Below are 16,845 nucleotides of genomic sequence, written 5' to 3'. Positions count from 1 at the left end.
ATGGACCACGGAGGGCGCAGTCAAATGTGTTTACACAGAGTATTCTGCGACGTTGCAGGCAGACGTCATATGCCGGGGATATGAAGGTATCCTGCTAAGAGCACGAGTCGAATCGTGAATGCAAGGTGGCACCGCGGATAATATTAGAATCTTATTCGTCCTTGACAGATAGTAGCAGTCTGTCAGGGGCGTTTTTTTGTGCGTTTGGCAGGCATAACTGACAACAATTTGGAGGAACAGGAACATGAAAATCGAGCCAACGCTTCAAGAAGCAAAAGAAATTGCTGCAACCGGAAAATATCGTGTATTGCCGGTAAGCTGTGAGATTTTATCCGATTTTACAACACCGATTGAGACGATGAAGATTTTAAAAAATGTCTCAACGCACTGCTATTTATTAGAATCTGCACAGGAAAAGGAAACATGGGGACGCTACACCTTTCTTGGATATGATCCGAAGCTAGAGATTACCTGCATGAATGGAGAAATGAAAATTGGAAATCTAAAAGTAAAAACAGACAATCCATCCGAATATTTAAGACAGATTCTTGCAGATTACAAGAGTCCGCGCCTTGCAAATCTTCCAACATTTACCGGAGGACTGGTTGGATATTTTTCCTATGACTACCTTGGCTACAAGGAGCCATCCGTAAAATGTAACGTGGAGGATACAGAAGCATTTAAGGATGTGGATTTGATGCTTTTTGATAAAGTGATTGCGTTCGATCATCTGCGCCAGAAAATTGTATTAATCGTAAATATGTCTCTTGCGGAAGGGGAGGCAGGATATAACAAGGCGGTGATGGAGTTAAAACAGCTTGTGAATCTGCTTCATAAGGGAGAAAAAAAGGAGGAGCCGGGCGGAAAACTATTAGGTGAAGTTACCCCGCTTTTTAAGGAGAATCAGTTTTGTGACATGGTGGAAAAAGCAAAGCATTATATCCACGAAGGTGACATTTTCCAGATTGTGCTTTCCAATCGTTTGAGTGCACCTTTTGAAGGAAGCCTTTTTCATACCTACCGCGTGCTTCGAACCATCAATCCGTCCCCTTATATGTTTTACTTTTCCGGGACAGATGTAGAGGTGGCAGGAGCATCGCCGGAGACCTTGGTAAAATTGGAAAATGGCGTGTTACATACATTCCCGCTTGCAGGAACAAGACCAAGAGGTAAGGATGAGGAAGAGGATAAAAGGTTAGAAGCCGAGCTGCTGGTAGATGAAAAAGAATTAGCCGAGCACAATATGTTGGTGGATTTAGGAAGAAATGACCTTGGAAAAATCAGTAAGTTTGGAACGGTACAGGTGGAAAAACTGCACACAATTGAGCGATTTTCCCATGTGATGCATATGGGGTCTACTGTCCGGGGCGAGATTGATGAAAAGCATGATGCCCTAGATGCGGTTGAGGCAGTCTTGCCGGCGGGAACACTTTCCGGGGCACCAAAAATTCGGGCGTGCCAGCTGATTGGAGAGTTAGAAGGAAATAAGCGGGGCATTTACGGTGGTGCAATCGGCTATATTGATTTTACCGGGAACATGGATACCTGTATCGCAATCCGGATTGTATACAAGAAAAACGGAAAGGTATTTGTAAGAAGTGGGGCAGGAATCGTGGCAGATTCCGTACCGCAGAAAGAGTACCAGGAATGTATCAACAAGGCAAAATCTTCGTTGAGGGCATTACAGCTAGCGCAGGAGGAGGAATTATGATTTTACTGATTGATAATTATGACAGCTTTTCCTACAACTTATATCAGCTCATTGGCGAAATCGAACCTGATATCAAAGTGATTCGCAATGACGAGATGACGGTGGAAAAAATAAAGGCATTAAAGCCGGACCGGATTATTTTATCGCCGGGTCCTGGAAGACCGGAAGATGCCGGTGTGACAATGGAGGTTGCAAAAACACTTGGAAAAGAGATTCCGATTCTTGGGGTATGCTTAGGGCACCAGGCAATCTGCGCAGCGTTTGGGGCAGAAGTTACCTACGCAAAACAATTGATGCATGGCAAACAATCTAATGTGAAATTTGATAAGGAATGCCCGATTTTTAAAGGGTGCCAAAAGGAGTTCCCGGTAGCGCGTTATCATTCTCTTGCGGCGGATGCGAAAACGATTCCAGAGGAATTAAAGATAACGGCAGAGACGATGGACGGCGAAGTGATGGCAGTACAGCACAAAGAATATCCGATTTTCGGCGTGCAGTTTCATCCAGAGTCAATCCTGACACCAGACGGAAAACAAATCTTGAAGAATTTTATAAAGGAGATAGAAAAACATGATTAAAGAGGCAATTGTAAAAATCGTAAACAAAGAGGATCTTACTTATGATGAAGCTTATACCGTGATGAATGAAATTATGAGTGGCGAGACGTCTGCAACCCAGAATGCAGCATTTCTTGCAGCACTTTCTACCAAAAGTGCAAAAGCTGAGACGACGGATGAGATTGCAGGATGTGCGGCAGCAATGCGGGATCATGCGACAAAAGTGGATACCGGTATGGATATTTTTGAGATTGTAGGAACCGGTGGCGACAATGCACAGAGTTTTAATATTTCCACCACTTCAGCACTTGTAGCAGCAGCCGGCGGCATGAAAGTTGCAAAACACGGGAATCGCGCAGCATCTTCCAAGTGTGGAACCGCAGATTGTCTTGAGGCGCTTGGTGTCAACATCCAGCAAAGCCCAAACCGCTGCAAAGAGCTTTTAGAGGAAGTGGGCATGTGCTTCTTTTTCGCCCAGAAATATCATACTTCCATGAAGTATGTGGGCGCTATCCGAAAAGAACTAGGTTTTCGAACCGTGTTTAATATTTTAGGACCACTTACGAATCCTGGAATGCCATCCATGCAGCTGCTAGGTGTCTATGATGAGTATCTGGTTGTACCACTGGCACAGGTGTTAATCAGCCTTGGCGTCAAGCGTGGAATGGTGGTTTATGGTCAGGATAAACTGGATGAAATCTCCATGAGCGCACCGACAACTGTTTGCGAAATCCGCGACGGATGGTTCAAATCCTATGTGATTACACCGGAAGAATTTGGCTTTGAACGTTGTACAAAAGAGGACTTAAAAGGAGGCACACCGGAAGAAAACGCAAAGATTACACGTGATATTTTAAATGGTAAAAAAGGTCACAAGAGAAATGCAGTTTTGATGAATGCAGGTGCCGCACTTTATCTTGGCGGCAAAGCGGACAGTTTCAAAGAAGGCGTCGCTCTTGCAGCAGAACTGATTGATTCCGGAAAGGCTGCAAAGACATTAGAAGGACTGATTGAAGTCAGCAACAGACCGGAGGTAGAGGAATGACAATTTTAGATGAGCTTGCTGATTATGCAAAAAAAAGGGTAGCCGATGCGAAAAAGCGGGTTTCCCTTGAAGAAATCAAAAAGCAGGCATACGCACTTCCTGCCGGAACGTTTGCATTTGAACAGGCGCTAAAGAAACCGGAACTTTCCTTTATCTGTGAGTGCAAGAAAGCGTCTCCCTCCAAAGGCCTGATTGCACCTGATTTTCCATATCTTGCGATTGCAAAAGAATATGAGGCGGCAGGGGCAGATTGTATCTCAGTTTTAACGGAACCAAAATGGTTTCTTGGTCATGACAGTTATTTAAAAGAAATTGCCGGAAACGTTTCCATTCCGTGTCTTCGAAAAGATTTTACGGTCGATGAATATATGATTTATGAGGCAAAGGTGCTTGGTGCATCTGCGGTTTTACTGATTTGTTCGATTCTCTGTGAAAATCAGATGAAGCAGTATCTTAGAATCTGTGATGAACTTGGACTTTCGGCATTGGTGGAAGCACATGATGAGGCGGAAGTTACGAGGGCATTAAATGCGGGTGCACGTATCATCGGGGTCAACAACCGGAATCTCAAAGATTTTTCTGTGGATACTAAGAACAGCATCCGGCTCCGGGAAAAGATACCGTCAGATGTTTTGTTCGTATCGGAAAGCGGTGTCAAAAGTGCCGCTGATGTAGCAAAACTTCGCAAGATGGGAGCGGATGCAGTCCTTGTAGGTGAGACGTTGATGCGCGCACCGGATAAGAAAGCAAAACTAAAAGAGCTAAAAGGCTAATGTAAAAGTTTGCAGACTACGGAAAGGCAGGGCGATTCGCATGACAAAAATGAAATTTTGCGGGCTTACGAGACCTTGCGATATTGAGGCAGTCAATGAAATCAAGCCAGAATATATCGGGTTTGTATTTGCAAAAAAAAGTAAGCGATATGTGACACCGCAAAAAGCAATGGAATTAAAGAATCTGTTATCACCGGAAATTTTAGCGGTCGGTGTGTTTGTAGGGGAAGAACCGGAAGTGATTGCCGGACTTTTAGAAAATGGAACGATTGATATCGCCCAGCTTCATGGCAGTGAGGATGAGGAATATATCCGTAGATTAAAAACAATGACGGATAAGCCAATTATCAAGGCAGTCCAGGTTACAGAGGAGAGCGCATATGCGGAAACAAAACTCCCATCATGCAGCGTGGATTACCTGTTATTAGATTCCGGTGCCGGAACGGGTACCACATTCAATTGGAACAAGATTGAAAAATTATGTAAACCTTATTTCCTTGCCGGTGGGTTATCGCCGGATAATGTAAGGGAAGCAATCGAATTGCTGCATCCTTACGCCGTCGATGTCAGTTCCGGCATTGAAGAAGATGGCGTCAAAAGCAAAGAAAAAATGGCAGCTTTTGCAGCTGCAGTCAGAAAGGAAGAGAGAAAATGACAAATCCAAATGGACGTTTTGGCATTCACGGTGGGCAGTATATCCCGGAAACGCTGATGAATGCAGTGAATGAATTAGAAGAGGCATACAATTTTTATAAAAATGACCCGGAATTCAACCGGGAACTGACTGAACTTTTAAATGAATACGCAGGCAGACCATCCAGACTGTATTACGCAAAGAAAATGACCGAGGATTTAGGCGGTGCCAAGATATATTTGAAACGTGAGGACTTAAACCATACAGGTTCCCATAAAATCAACAATGTATTAGGTCAGGCGCTCCTCGCCAAAAAGATGGGAAAAACAAGGCTGATTGCAGAGACCGGGGCAGGCCAGCACGGAGTTGCGACTGCGACGGCTGCAGCGTTGCTTGGAATGGAATGTGTCGTATTCATGGGGGAGGAGGATACGATTCGTCAGGCGTTAAATGTGTACCGGATGCGTTTGTTAGGCGCCGAGGTAATTCCGGTAAAATCTGGTACAGCCACATTAAAAGATGCTGTTTCAGAGGCAATGAGAGAGTGGACATCACGGATTGATGACACACATTATTGCCTTGGTTCGGTCATGGGACCACATCCTTTTCCAACCATTGTGCGTGACTTCCAGGCGGTGATTTCAAAGGAGACCAAGGAACAGATTTTAGAAAAAGAAGGTAGATTACCGGATGCGGTGATTGCGTGTGTCGGCGGCGGTTCAAATGCGATGGGCTCCTTTTATCATTTTATTGAGGATAAAGGTGTCAGACTGATTGGCTGTGAGGCAGCCGGAAGAGGAATCGGAACCTTTGAGACGGCGGCCACGATTTCAACCGGAAAGCTTGGTATTTTCCATGGAATGAAATCATATTTCTGTCAGGATGCGTATGGTCAGATTGCACCGGTTTATTCGATTTCAGCGGGACTTGATTATCCGGGAATCGGACCGGAACACGCACATCTTCATGATATCGGAAGAGCCGAGTATGTGCCGGTTACTGATGATGAAGCGGTAAATGCGTTTGAGTACTTATCCAGGATGGAGGGGATTATTCCAGCCATCGAGTCGGCTCACGCAGTTGCTTATGCAATGAAATTAGCGCCAACGATGGAAAAAGATAACGTGATTGTGATTACCATTTCCGGCAGAGGAGATAAGGACTGTGCAGCGATTGCACGTTACAGAGGGGAGGATATCCATGAGTAATATTAAAAAAGCATTTGAAAATGGAAAGGCGTTTATTGCATTTTTCACCTGTGGAGACCCGGATTTAGAGACAACGGCGGCAGCAGTAAAGGCAGCAGTGGAAAACGGAGCAGATTTGATTGAGCTAGGCATTCCATTTTCCGACCCGACAGCAGAGGGACCTGTCATTCAGGAGGCAAATGTCCGGGCGTTAAAAGGTGGCGTGACAACCGATAAAATTTTTGCATTTGTGAAAGAACTTCGCAAAACGGTAACGGTTCCAATGGTGTTTATGACGTACGCAAATGTAGTCTTTTCTTACGGGGCAGAACGCTTCCTTTCAACCTGTAAAGAGATTGGTATGGACGGACTGATTTTGCCGGATATTCCATACGAAGAGAAGATGGAATTCCAGCCAATCTGCAAAAAGTACGACATTGATTTCGTCTCGATGATTGCACCGACTTCCGACCAAAGAATCGCAATGATTGCAAAAGAGGCAGAGGGATTTTTATATCTGGTCTCAAGCCTTGGCGTTACCGGAACAAGAAGTGAGATTAAGACAGATTTAGCATCCATTGTTACGGTAATCAAAGAAAATACGGATATTCCGGTCGCAATCGGGTTTGGAATCTCCACACCGGAACAGGCAAAGAAGATGGCAGAGCTTTCCGACGGCGCCATCGTGGGTTCTGCGATTGTTAAAATAATAGCAAAGTATGGAAAAGACGCTCCGACCTATGTAGGAGAATATGTAAAATCCATGAAAGATGCAATGTAGCGGGAGGATGATTGAAAAAGCCGTATTTTTGTGTTATAACAAACTGTATTAATGATGGTACGGAGAGGTAAAATGCAGCAACAAGATGAAAAACTAAAGATAGGGAAGATTTATAAAGACATTCGAGAGATGACTGGTTTTTCACAGGAAGATGTCAGTATGGGGTTATTGTCTGCGAAAGAATTGTCACGCTTTGAAAATGATGAAAGTTATCCGGGAAGTTATATGATACAAATGCTTTTTGAACGAGTAGGAAAGTCATTAAAGTATTTTATTATTATGATGTCTAAACCAGAATACGAATATCAATTATGGGGACGTAATATCGTTGCACAGGTAGTTCGAGGGGAGAGGATAGATAGCGTAGTTTATTCAGGAAGTTCGGGAAAATATATGGATGCAAAATTACACTTGCAATTTTGTACATTTTGGCAGGGGTATTAAAAAAACGATTTAAAACAGATGCATCGGGCGATTTCCTATACAGTATTAAATTACCCGAATGGATTGACAATGAAAAATTGTCTTAGCATGGTGGAAATTAATTATATGCTTCTTTTTATGGAGAAAAAATGTATTCTTTTTCCAGAGAAATGGACGGAAGAATATGAACTCATCCAATTTTTGCTTCGTTATATAGAAATGCGATTCGAGGGCGAGAAAATGGTGGAAATATATGGAAGAGCTGTTTACGTTTATGGAAAATATATGCATACATTAGACATCAACGAAAAGATTTTACTATATAAAAAAGCAATTGAACTAAAAAGAAGAAATTTTAAAATAGAGGGAATGGATAGGTTATTAGAGGGAATTATATCAGAGTATCAGAAAATCAATCAGCAGCCACCAGAAAATTTTGAAGCTATGTTATCTATACTTCAAGCAATAAAGAAGGAATATCGGATAGATAAAGATTCTTTTTGGCAAATAAAGCCAACGTATGAAGTATTTCTTTTGAACGAGGTACTGAAAAAATACCGATTAGAGAAGAATAAAACAGTAAAAGATGTTGCCAGAAATTGTTGTAGTGAGAAAACATATCGGGTATTGGAAAATGGATTGCGGGATGCGAAGGGAGGAACACTTGATTTACTTTTCCAGGAATTGAATATACCACTTGGAATATATAATGCAGATATTATTACAGAAAACTACATAGATATAACACTGGTAGATAAGATAAAGATGTTGAGTAAAAGAGCGTCGAAAGGCGATGAATTACAATTGCTAGAACAGTTGAAAAAAATGCTAGGAAATAAAGCTAGATATGTACAAAATCACCAACTTATTGAGGGAATGACGGATATTGCATTGTTTTTGGATAAAAAAATTACGGTAGAACAGTATGGTGAAAGATTAGGGAGGGCAATTTCACTAACGATTCAAGGTAATTATATGGATGCTGAGAAACATTTTTTTTCGAGAATGGAAATGATGTTGGTATATTATTTGGCTATTTTGAACAGAAAGATGGGAAAGCCAGAGAAAGGATTGGAGATAGTCAATGCATTGTGGAAGCAACTTGAACAAAGTGCTGTTGAGATGGAAGATAGAAAGCAAGAAGCGGTATTACTGATGATATTGAAAAAAAACTTACTTACAGATATTTTTCACTACGATGAAATCATTAGATAAATAAAACCTAGTAAAATCAAGGTTTTTCAAAGGTTAAACCCTTCGAAATTCGTATATTTATGGTTGAATTCGTATATTATTCGTAGTATATTTAAAGCGAATTCAGTATAAATCAATCAATATACGAAAACGGGGGGTTTTTTTATGGCTAAAAAAGTAAAACGTACAAAAACAAAACATAAAAATATATATTTAAATGAAAGCACAAATAAATATGATGTGAAGTATAATTACAAAGTTTATAACCCTACAAAGCAAAAAAACGATTATAGGGCAAAATGGATATATAACATTGGAACAATAGCAGAAGCAAAAAAACAATTGGCTATTTTGCAGGCAGAGGGGTTAAAGGCTGAAGATAAAGATATAACGCTTGAGGGTATTTTTGCTTTATGGAATAAACAGGCTATTGCAACAAATAAGAGTAAGGTAACTGTTCGTAATACAGAACAACAGTTTAATATGCTTATACAGGTTATTCCAAAAGATACAAAGTTGAAAAATATTACTGATGATGTCTATTATGAAACATTTGCCAAAATAAAGGAAAAAGGATATGCGGAAGAAACTATACATAGTCTGAATTCATGCTTTCGTAAATTGATAAATTTAGCATACAAAAAGAGTTTGATAAAAGAAAATCCATTACATAGAAGTGAAAATGTAAAAACTGAAACAAAAAATAGTGATGATTATAGAATTTTGACGCATGAAGAATATAAGAAAATTGATAATTACTTACATAATACGAAATTTGTCCGTTTAGGGATTGATAGATATGTAGAGTTTCGTTTTTTCTTTAATCTGCTTTACTATACAGGAATGAGAGTTGGAGAAGCATTAGCACTGACTTATGATGATTTTATTGAATTCAGTTATTATAAGAGTAAGGAAGCAGAAGAAAATGCTCCTTTGCGATTGGTTCCACGAGATACAACAAATGAGGAACATGTTCGTGGTATGCAAATAAAGGTTAATAAAAGTTATGTTTCAGACATGAAAATAATAAAAGACCCCAAAAATAAGAAGAATAGGAAAATTCCTATTCCACCCGATACAGAGTATTTGTTTGAGAAATATAAAGCCAAACATTTGGCTAGAGGTGGAAAAACAACTGATAGAGTGTTTACATGTAATTATGGAGCATATCTTGATATTATAACTAAAACATGCAAGAAGATAGAAATAGACCATATTAGCCCCCATGGATTTAGACATACATATATTAGTAATTTGATTTCCAAGGGAGTTCCACTCCCAGTCATTGAAAAGGTTAGTGGAGATACGCAGGAAACGATAATAAAAACATATAGTCATTTATTTGAACAAGATATATTGCAAGTTCTTGTTGCTATGCAGAACTTATAAGGCAAAAGTCCGCTAGGAGCGATTTGTACCGGAGGTAGAAATCGCAGGATTCCCTAGCGGACTTTTGTGTCACATAGTCTAAAGGCTCAAATTAAAAGGCTTTTTTTCGGCACATTTGTTTTTGTGCTCGCTGTGTTTGATGTGCCGAAAAAAATTTTTTCTGAAAGAGGGCACATTTGTTGTAGATTTGAAATTTCGTGTGTATAATAAATATGAGAAGATGAAACAAGGTTTTTTCTTCTATATGCAAAAGGGATACTGTGAGCGAAAAAGTCCTTTTTGAAAGGTGTAAAAACCTAATAAATTAGTCAAGGAGGAATTTTTATGAAAAATTCAAATTTCGCTCACGAACTGCCAAACGAATGTAGGGCAAAAAAATCACAACCTTCGGGAAGTAGAAAATGGCAATTGGTAATAAACAATCCACAAGAGAAAGAAGAGTATGCTAAATTTTGGAAAGACGAAAATTTATTAAGAGAGTATATAAAAGATAACTTTCCAACGCTCGACTATGCTTGCTTTTCGTATGAAATTGGTCTAGAAGAAAATCATATGGAACATATTCATATTTTTTTATATGCCAAAGATGGAATTAAGAAAAGCAAGTTTAAAACAGTTTTTCCGAATGTGCACTATGATGCATGTAAGGGAAGTTGTCTGCAAAACAAAAACTATTTATTCAAACAAGGAAAATGGGAATTAGACGAAAAAGTCAAAGAACGAATAGATGGTAAACAATTTGAAATCGGAGAATGCCCGATAGAAAGACAAGGTGCAAGAACAGATTTAGAGTTATTGCAAAAGTTGATATTGATGGGATATACAAATGCACAAATATACGAAGCAAAACCAACTCTTATGAAATATGCAGGAAGTATAGATAGAATACGTCAAGATATAATGAGAGATAAATTCAAAGATACTTGGCGTGACTTGGATGTTACATATATCTGGGGTGCGTCTGGTGCTGGAAAAACTAGAGGAGTTATGGAAAAGTATGGATATGCAAATGTTTATCGTGTGAATTCATACGAGCACCCTTTCGACGATTACAATATGCAAGATGTAATTGCTTTTGAAGAATTTCGAAGTGATATAAAAATATCAACAATGCTACAACTATTGGACGGATATCCTTGTAACCTTGATGCACGTTATAATAACAAGCAAGCATGTTTTACTAAAGCGTATTTTATGACAAATGTTGATTTGTGGGAACAATATAAACATGTGCAAGAAAATGAATGGGAAACATTCGTGGCATTTGTCCGTAGAATACATAAGGTTGTTGTATATGAAGATAGGGATAATATAAAAGAATATGCTATCGTTGACTATATATTTGACTGCTCAAATTATGATATAAAGAAAAAATTGGAACTGATAAAAGCAGTAGACCCAAAATCTACATATATAACCGATTGGGAGTTAGATGAAAAACAAAATTGTCTTGTGCCTAAAATGCATGAAGTGACTTCAAATAGTAATAAACAAAAGCAAGAACAATTAGAGGGACAAATGGATATATTTGACTTCCCTGAATATCTTCCACCAAGTGCATAAGAATCATAGAGTAAAGTAATAACAATAGAGTGCCGGAGGCACTCTATTGTTATTTGGCTAGGATAAGTTGGTGGTTACTCCCTATAAAAAATTTATTTTTTGTGGGAGTAAACGAGCAACACCCATTGTAAATGCAAAAAATCTATGGCAATATTTAAGTATAAGTAAACGCACCATAGTCGGTACTAATACTTGATTAGCCGCTCCAAAGAGCGGCGTTGGTTTTAAAGTTGCTTTCTGCATTCCTTTGGTAGCTTGTCTGACCAAGGAAGCAGATCTTCACAAAAACTTGCATCATGGTCATCCATGTGCTTTGGAATCTCTGTCAGAAGATATTCAAAGTAATTATAAGGTTTTAGATCGTTAGCCTTTGCAGTTTCTGCAATGCTGTAAATGATTGCACTTGCTTCTGCCCCTGCGATGGTATCAATCATAACCCAGTTTTTCTTGCCTACACAGAATGGCCGAATTGCCTGTTCTGCCGAATTGTTATCGATTGGCACTTCTCCATCTTCAAGGAATGTTCTCAAATACTTTTCCTGATTCAAGGAGTAAGTAAATCCATTTGCTGTCTTACTCTTCGGCGGAACAGACATGAGATTCTGTTTTGCCCATGCAAAATAAGCATCCACCAGTGGCTTTACAGTCAACTGACGATGTTTCAGGCGTTCATCCGGATTCATGTCCCCAAGCTTGTTCTCCTCGCGATAGATTGCTTGGATTTGCTTCAATGCCAGATATGCAAGAGACATTTTCTGGTTTGCCTTTGGTAGAGCCTTAACAGCCTCATCGAAGCGACGTCTTGCATGTGCCCAGCACCCAGCGATTTTCAGGTCTTCGCGTTCTTTTTCAATCGTATGGTAGACCTGATAGCCATCCGTCAGACAAATTCCTTGAAAATCTTTAAGAAAAGCTCGTGGATGACTGGCATTACGAGATGGTTGGTACTCGTACAAGATGATCTGCTTATTCAGATACATCTTTCCTGTACGGTATACCCACATGTAATGCTTATTTCCGGTAGTTCTGTTTTCTTTTGAAACAAGAACCGGAGTCTCATCTGCTTGTAAGACATGATAGTCATACATTTTCTCGTGCAGATAATCATAAAAGATTGAGAGATATCTCTCTGCACATAGAATGGTCCAATGAGCCATATCCGCGCGATCGATGTTAAGACCCATTCTTTGGAATTCCTGTTCCTGACGATAAAGAGGTGCTGCATTAACATATTTGGCATTCCAAATGCCTGCTAGCAAAGATGGTGAAACAAGACTGTTTCTTAGTAAATAAGCAGGATGATCTGCCTTTTTGAAATGATTGTCCTTTTTAGATTTATACACGCCAACGTGATGTTCTTCGATTTCAATCTTCATTGGGGTAAAACGATAGCGATGGTATACTTCATCTTCAAGCTGATACCAGCCATCTTCTCCGAATTCGTCGATTAACTCGTCTTCCGTCATCTTGTGTTCAACCGGAACGATTGGAAGACCTTTGATGTCAGCAGCGCGTTTCCCCTTTTTCTTTTTACTATGAGGTTTCGATGTTTCTTCTTCCTCTGAGCATTCAAGGGCTGCAACAGCTTCTGCTTCATTAAAATAAACGATATTGCCATCAACCTCTAAGAAGCTGATCTGGTTATCTACATCAAGTTTCTCAGATGACTTCCCAAAACGGTTATTGTTCAATACAGCGACCTGTTCCAACAACAGTTGCAGTTTCCGATCAATATCTTTGAGTTGTGATTGTTGTGCCAAAAACAGTTGAATAAGGGTAGCCTTGTCAAAATTATTCAATTGTTCTTCTGTATATTCCATCGCCATAATGTACCTCTTTTCTAAGGTCTATTATAGCGGATATGGACTTAAATTGCGAATGTTGTTCGTTTCAAAATTCGGCAAATTGCCTATGCCTGTAAGCTCCCACAAGGGATTTGTAGACCTTGTAAATGCAGAGTTTTCAAAACAATGGATATAAATTACAATTACCTAAAAGCGCAATAACACGCTAATAATGCAGAATACTGGACTTACAGATGATTGTAATTACCATATTAGAACCCAGGAATGATGCCCCTGAAATTTCTACCTTTTGCACAATCATTATGCCATATGTTCTGGCGGTCGGATCTCTTGAACCGTTTTCTTTGGAAAAATTGTTAGACCTTCCATGAGCCAACGAAATTGCTGACTGGTAAGTGCTCGTACTTCGGATTCATTTCTTGGCCACACGAAGTTCCCTTTCTCTAGGCGCTTATACAAGAGCAAGAATCCGTCCTTTTCCCACACCAATCCTTTGATTCTGTCAGTCTTGCGACCACAGAAAAGGTAAAGCGTATCAGGAACGTACGGGCTACTTCCTGTTTTGGATTCGATGATAGAAGCTAATGAATCCAAGCCAAAACGGAGATCCGTGTAGCCGCAAACGATATAAATCTGTTTAAAACAAGTGGCATCATTCAACATGGGCAAGCACCCCAAGAACTTTTGATAAAAGTGAAGATGATGTGTTTTCTGTAACACGAAGAGTCACACCATGCGCTGAAAGTTCAATAAATGATTCATCGCACTCTTGATTTGTTTCTGCAAAAGAATAATTACCATTTGTCATTAGATTGGTAGGAACAGGAACAATCGCTTGTTCAACAACCTCGCTTGGAAGCGAATCCAAACAGGCTTTGCGAACCTGAGTCATTCGGTAATAATAGTTTGCGGTGGTAATAGAATGTTCCTGACACCATTCGCTGACAGACATTCCAACAGGCCGATTGTTACAATCTTGAATCATTTGAGCCCATTCTTGTATACGACAATTGCGTGATGCTATAGATGTTTGAGATTTCATAATAGAAGCCCTCCTTGTGTCAAAAAAGTTTAGACTAAACTTTTTAGACTAAACTTTTTTGATGAATATTAATTGTTGGGTCTATTTTCTCAAATTTTCATAGCGCAATCTATATACGCACTATGGTGCGTTTACAAGTATAAGTTAAGGCAATATGTTTGAAACAAACATTTTAAGTATAGATTTTTAAGTGTAAGATATAACAATTATTAAAAAAGGAGAAAAGGAAAATTAGAACTGAATAAGGAAAAGAAAAGTTTTGAAAGCAAGCGGCATTTTGTCGGTTGCTTTATTTTGTTCAAAAGTGAGCCTCAACACTTCAAAAAACGAGTTGAAAGTAATTGCGTAAGCGATTCAGTTTAACAAAATTTAGGGGGAATAGTATTATGGGAAGAAGCACAATAGAAAGACAGATAAATAATATACTTTATGGCAAGCAAGGATTTGGAGAAAGTCGTCATGAAGCGAAACAACAATTAAGAGAAGAAAAGGGAACTGAATATAGATTTGGAATGACTGATGATAAAATACATTCATATGATACATTCGATACATATCAAAAGGCATGCCAAAGGTTTGGAAAGTGGTTGCAGGAAGAAAAAGACATTAACAGAAAGGCTGATATAAACAATTGCAAGGAATTTGCAAAAGAGTATATACAATATAGACTTGATGTAGATAGAGTGAGTGTGTGGACTGCAAAAATGGAGCGTTCGGCATTATCAAAACTCTACGGAGAAAAGATTGAAATAGATATGCCAAAACGAGATACAAAAGACATTGTTCGCTCACGAGGGGAAAAGGAGCAGGACAAACATTTTAGCGAAGAAAGACATATAGACCTTGTGACATTTGCGAAAGCAACTGGCTGTAGAAGATGTGATTTGGAGAAGTTAACACCTGCAAAATTCTATACGGATAGAAATGATGTGATGTGGGTCAAGATAGAAAAAAGTAAAGGAGGTAGAGATAGAATTGCACCTATTCTCCCTAAATATCGAGAATATGTAGAGAAGTATCTTGTAGGAAAAGATAGAAACACAAAGCTATTTCACAAAATATCGCATTCGGCAGATATTCATGGGTATAGAGGAGATTATGCGAGAGAATTATACAAGGCTGTAGAGCAGGACAAAGATTTTAAAGACAAGATATTAGCAAAATATCCGACAAGGCATGAGTACAAAATTATAAAGGATAAGGAAACGGGAGAAAGCAGAACTTACGAGATACAAAGCGGTACATATACGACAAGGGGTGAGAACAAGCAGACATTCGATAGAGATGAGGCTTACATTTGTACTTGTGCGTTGGGGCATGAAAGATTAGAGGTTACAGTAACGCATTATCTGAAGCAGTAGCATGTCAAGGGGCAAGTGGCATTTTGCCACGATACGCCGTAGGGCAACCCTTGATATGCAGGAATGGAATATAATTAAGTGGGGGGATTGATAATGCACTTCTTATCAATTCCCCTTGATTATTTCTGCTTTTCATGTGGATAGGATTATAGTATAATCAGAAAGATAAACTTGAATTTGCGGAGATGATAAGATGGTTAATATAACAGATGTAAAGCAGATTCTTCAACTCTCGATAGATGCGGAGATTAAAGTCTTTCTTGATGGTGGATGGGGTGTAGATGCGTTGCTTGGATATCCGTCAAGAGTCCATAACGATATTGATATTTTTGTAGAAAAGAAAGATTATCAGAACTTTATAGAGATGATGAAAGCTAATGACTTTTATGAGATTAAGATGGAATATACAACATTGAACCATACTGTATGGGAAGATGCGAAAAACAGAATTGTTGATTTGCATTGTTTTGAATATACGGGCGAAGGTGAAATTCTTTATGAGGGGGATTGTTTTCCGATAGAAACTTTTTCGGGCAAAGGAAAAATTGAGGAGATAGAGGTTTCATGTATTGAACCATATAGTCAAGTAATGTTCCATCTGGGATACGAATTTGATGAGAATGATGTGCATGATGTGAAGCTATTGTGTGAGACATTTCATATCGAAATTCCGAATGAGTATAGATAACTGCAAATCCCAGTTTGTGATTCTAGGCAACAAAAAACATCTAGTATATGCTAGATGTTTTTTGTATCTATACTTTAGCATGCAGTATTGCATAGCGATTACTTCTCCCATATGGGATTAAATAAATTATAATTTATAAAATTTTATAAAGCAATATACGGAGCGTTTTGAATGTAAAAAATTCGTATAAATTAGTATAAAAACCTAAAATACAAAATCTGAAAACACAGTAAAATAAAGGAAAATTTGTATTGTTGATACCTCCTACGATGAAGCATTGAAAATTGCTGCGAAAGGAATTGAATATTGTTTTAATTCAGGTGATGCAAGTAAATTGTATGATTTCTTGTTTGAGATAGGGTGGATATATGATGAGATGGCAAAAAAGAAAAATAAATTTATGAAGCAGCAGTATCGTAAGTATTTTGAATATGCGCTCTGTATCAGCGAAATGTTTTATATTAAGCGCAACGCATCTGTTATAAAAAAATATTTGGTATAAGTATTATTCTTTGTCATCTTCAAATACATTATTATAAGGCATTATGGTGGAAAAACTTGCAGTTGAGGATTGACTGCTATTGTGCATTGATGCTACGGTTGGCATATAGGAAACAAATAGAATTATTATTAAAGATGTAACCAATTTTTTGTAATATTTCATAATGAAAAACCTCCTTAGATTTGTTTAG

General features: G+C 38.8%; 18 protein-coding genes. 14 read left to right on the top strand and 4 right to left on the bottom strand.

The features are described 5' to 3' along the window. Positions 1-244: 244 nt before the first annotated feature. From trpE to BIV16_RS08530, 11 genes are all read left to right on the top strand, one after another. Positions 245-1,711 (top strand): anthranilate synthase component I, encoded by a 1,467-nt coding sequence (gene trpE / locus BIV16_RS08580; RefSeq protein ID WP_075681734.1) that lies wholly within the window; start codon positions 245-247, stop codon positions 1,709-1,711. After that, positions 1,708-2,289, top strand: a complete 582-nt coding sequence (locus BIV16_RS08575) for an anthranilate synthase component II (protein ID WP_075681732.1) — start codon at positions 1,708-1,710, stop codon at positions 2,287-2,289. The genes trpE and BIV16_RS08575 overlap by 4 nt, the downstream gene beginning before the upstream one ends. Then, a complete protein-coding gene (trpD, locus tag BIV16_RS08570; protein WP_075681730.1) occupies positions 2,282-3,313 on the top strand; it encodes an anthranilate phosphoribosyltransferase in 1,032 nt (343 codons plus the stop codon). The genes BIV16_RS08575 and trpD overlap by 8 nt, the downstream gene beginning before the upstream one ends. Beyond that, positions 3,310-4,086 carry an indole-3-glycerol phosphate synthase TrpC gene (gene trpC / locus BIV16_RS08565; RefSeq protein ID WP_075681728.1) on the top strand — a complete coding sequence of 259 codons (777 nt, stop codon included), beginning with the start codon at positions 3,310-3,312 and terminating at the stop codon, positions 4,084-4,086. The genes trpD and trpC overlap by 4 nt, the downstream gene beginning before the upstream one ends. A 40-nt stretch (positions 4,087-4,126) precedes the next feature. Continuing rightward, on the top strand, positions 4,127-4,741 hold the full coding sequence (locus BIV16_RS08560; RefSeq protein ID WP_075681726.1) for a phosphoribosylanthranilate isomerase: 615 nt from the start codon (positions 4,127-4,129) through the stop codon (positions 4,739-4,741). Continuing rightward, on the top strand, positions 4,738-5,928 hold the full coding sequence (gene trpB / locus BIV16_RS08555) for a tryptophan synthase subunit beta (protein WP_075681724.1): 1,191 nt from the start codon (positions 4,738-4,740) through the stop codon (positions 5,926-5,928). The genes BIV16_RS08560 and trpB overlap by 4 nt, the downstream gene beginning before the upstream one ends. Next, the gene (trpA, locus tag BIV16_RS08550) at positions 5,921-6,688 is read left to right on the top strand and encodes a tryptophan synthase subunit alpha (RefSeq protein ID WP_075681722.1); all 768 of its coding nucleotides are present in this window, start codon (positions 5,921-5,923) and stop codon (positions 6,686-6,688) included. Before trpB ends, trpA begins: the two co-directional genes overlap by 8 nt. A gap of 72 nt (positions 6,689-6,760) precedes the next feature. After that, the gene (locus BIV16_RS08545) at positions 6,761-7,132 is read left to right on the top strand and encodes a helix-turn-helix transcriptional regulator (RefSeq protein WP_075681720.1); all 372 of its coding nucleotides are present in this window, start codon (positions 6,761-6,763) and stop codon (positions 7,130-7,132) included. Positions 7,133-7,201: 69 nt separating this feature from the next. Beyond that, positions 7,202-8,326: a helix-turn-helix domain-containing protein gene (locus BIV16_RS08540; protein ID WP_143524776.1), complete on the top strand. Its 1,125-nt coding sequence runs from the start codon at positions 7,202-7,204 to the stop codon at positions 8,324-8,326. Positions 8,327-8,470: 144 nt separating this feature from the next. Further along, positions 8,471-9,694 (top strand): tyrosine-type recombinase/integrase, encoded by a 1,224-nt coding sequence (locus tag BIV16_RS08535; RefSeq protein ID WP_075681716.1) that lies wholly within the window; start codon positions 8,471-8,473, stop codon positions 9,692-9,694. A gap of 324 nt (positions 9,695-10,018) precedes the next feature. Continuing rightward, positions 10,019-11,257, top strand: a complete 1,239-nt coding sequence (locus BIV16_RS08530) for a hypothetical protein (protein WP_075681714.1) — start codon at positions 10,019-10,021, stop codon at positions 11,255-11,257. A 224-nt stretch (positions 11,258-11,481) separates the two neighbouring features. Here BIV16_RS08530 and tnpC read toward each other — a convergent pair whose 3' ends face one another. The 3 genes from tnpC to BIV16_RS08515 all read right to left on the bottom strand — a co-directional run bounded on the left by tnpC (position 11,482) and on the right by BIV16_RS08515 (position 14,104). After that, positions 11,482-13,083 (bottom strand): IS66 family transposase, encoded by a 1,602-nt coding sequence (gene tnpC / locus BIV16_RS08525; RefSeq protein WP_075680494.1) that lies wholly within the window; start codon positions 13,081-13,083, stop codon positions 11,482-11,484. Positions 13,084-13,362: 279 nt separating this feature from the next. After that, positions 13,363-13,725, bottom strand: coding sequence for an IS66 family insertion sequence element accessory protein TnpB (gene tnpB, locus BIV16_RS08520; protein WP_075680044.1), 363 nt, complete (start codon positions 13,723-13,725; stop codon positions 13,363-13,365). Beyond that, positions 13,715-14,104, bottom strand: a complete 390-nt coding sequence (locus tag BIV16_RS08515) for a hypothetical protein (RefSeq protein WP_075680043.1) — start codon at positions 14,102-14,104, stop codon at positions 13,715-13,717. Before BIV16_RS08515 ends, tnpB begins: the two co-directional genes overlap by 11 nt. 386 nt (positions 14,105-14,490) lie before the next feature. Between BIV16_RS08515 and BIV16_RS08510 the strand changes: the two genes are divergently transcribed. The 3 genes from BIV16_RS08510 (at position 14,491) to BIV16_RS08500 (ending at position 16,655) form a co-directional block, all read left to right on the top strand. Beyond that, on the top strand, positions 14,491-15,465 hold the full coding sequence (locus BIV16_RS08510; RefSeq protein WP_075681712.1) for a hypothetical protein: 975 nt from the start codon (positions 14,491-14,493) through the stop codon (positions 15,463-15,465). 193 nt (positions 15,466-15,658) lie between these two features. Then, positions 15,659-16,153 carry a lincosamide nucleotidyltransferase Lnu(C) gene (gene lnu(C) / locus BIV16_RS08505; RefSeq protein ID WP_075681710.1) on the top strand — a complete coding sequence of 165 codons (495 nt, stop codon included), beginning with the start codon at positions 15,659-15,661 and terminating at the stop codon, positions 16,151-16,153. A gap of 376 nt (positions 16,154-16,529) precedes the next feature. Beyond that, a complete protein-coding gene (locus BIV16_RS08500; RefSeq protein ID WP_278335611.1) occupies positions 16,530-16,655 on the top strand; it encodes a hypothetical protein in 126 nt (41 codons plus the stop codon). 3 nt (positions 16,656-16,658) lie between these two features. Here the strand turns inward: BIV16_RS08500 and BIV16_RS08495 are convergent, their stop codons facing one another. After that, positions 16,659-16,817 (bottom strand): hypothetical protein, encoded by a 159-nt coding sequence (locus BIV16_RS08495; protein ID WP_159435955.1) that lies wholly within the window; start codon positions 16,815-16,817, stop codon positions 16,659-16,661. Positions 16,818-16,845 lie beyond the last annotated feature (28 nt).

Origin of the sequence: Roseburia sp. 831b (genome assembly GCF_001940165.2) — a bacterium.
Lineage (GTDB): Bacteria > Bacillota > Clostridia > Lachnospirales > Lachnospiraceae > Roseburia.
This window is presented reverse-complemented; position numbering and strand designations above follow the sequence as displayed.

Coding starts and splice junctions, on each gene's coding strand:
- BIV16_RS08495 (WP_159435955.1), bottom strand. CDS start 16,817: ATGAAATATTACAAAAAATTGGTTACATCTTTAATAATAATTCTATTT.
- BIV16_RS08510 (WP_075681712.1), top strand. CDS start 14,491: ATGGGAAGAAGCACAATAGAAAGACAGATAAATAATATACTTTATGGC.
- tnpC (WP_075680494.1), bottom strand. CDS start 13,083: ATGGCGATGGAATATACAGAAGAACAATTGAATAATTTTGACAAGGCT.
- trpD (WP_075681730.1), top strand. CDS start 2,282: ATGATTAAAGAGGCAATTGTAAAAATCGTAAACAAAGAGGATCTTACT.
- trpC (WP_075681728.1), top strand. CDS start 3,310: ATGACAATTTTAGATGAGCTTGCTGATTATGCAAAAAAAAGGGTAGCC.
- trpA (WP_075681722.1), top strand. CDS start 5,921: ATGAGTAATATTAAAAAAGCATTTGAAAATGGAAAGGCGTTTATTGCA.
- BIV16_RS08530 (WP_075681714.1), top strand. CDS start 10,019: ATGAAAAATTCAAATTTCGCTCACGAACTGCCAAACGAATGTAGGGCA.
- BIV16_RS08540 (WP_143524776.1), top strand. CDS start 7,202: ATGAAAAATTGTCTTAGCATGGTGGAAATTAATTATATGCTTCTTTTT.
- BIV16_RS08545 (WP_075681720.1), top strand. CDS start 6,761: ATGCAGCAACAAGATGAAAAACTAAAGATAGGGAAGATTTATAAAGAC.
- BIV16_RS08500 (WP_278335611.1), top strand. CDS start 16,530: ATGGCAAAAAAGAAAAATAAATTTATGAAGCAGCAGTATCGTAAGTAT.
- trpE (WP_075681734.1), top strand. CDS start 245: ATGAAAATCGAGCCAACGCTTCAAGAAGCAAAAGAAATTGCTGCAACC.
- BIV16_RS08560 (WP_075681726.1), top strand. CDS start 4,127: ATGACAAAAATGAAATTTTGCGGGCTTACGAGACCTTGCGATATTGAG.
- trpB (WP_075681724.1), top strand. CDS start 4,738: ATGACAAATCCAAATGGACGTTTTGGCATTCACGGTGGGCAGTATATC.
- BIV16_RS08575 (WP_075681732.1), top strand. CDS start 1,708: ATGATTTTACTGATTGATAATTATGACAGCTTTTCCTACAACTTATAT.
- BIV16_RS08535 (WP_075681716.1), top strand. CDS start 8,471: ATGGCTAAAAAAGTAAAACGTACAAAAACAAAACATAAAAATATATAT.
- BIV16_RS08515 (WP_075680043.1), bottom strand. CDS start 14,104: ATGAAATCTCAAACATCTATAGCATCACGCAATTGTCGTATACAAGAA.
- tnpB (WP_075680044.1), bottom strand. CDS start 13,725: ATGTTGAATGATGCCACTTGTTTTAAACAGATTTATATCGTTTGCGGC.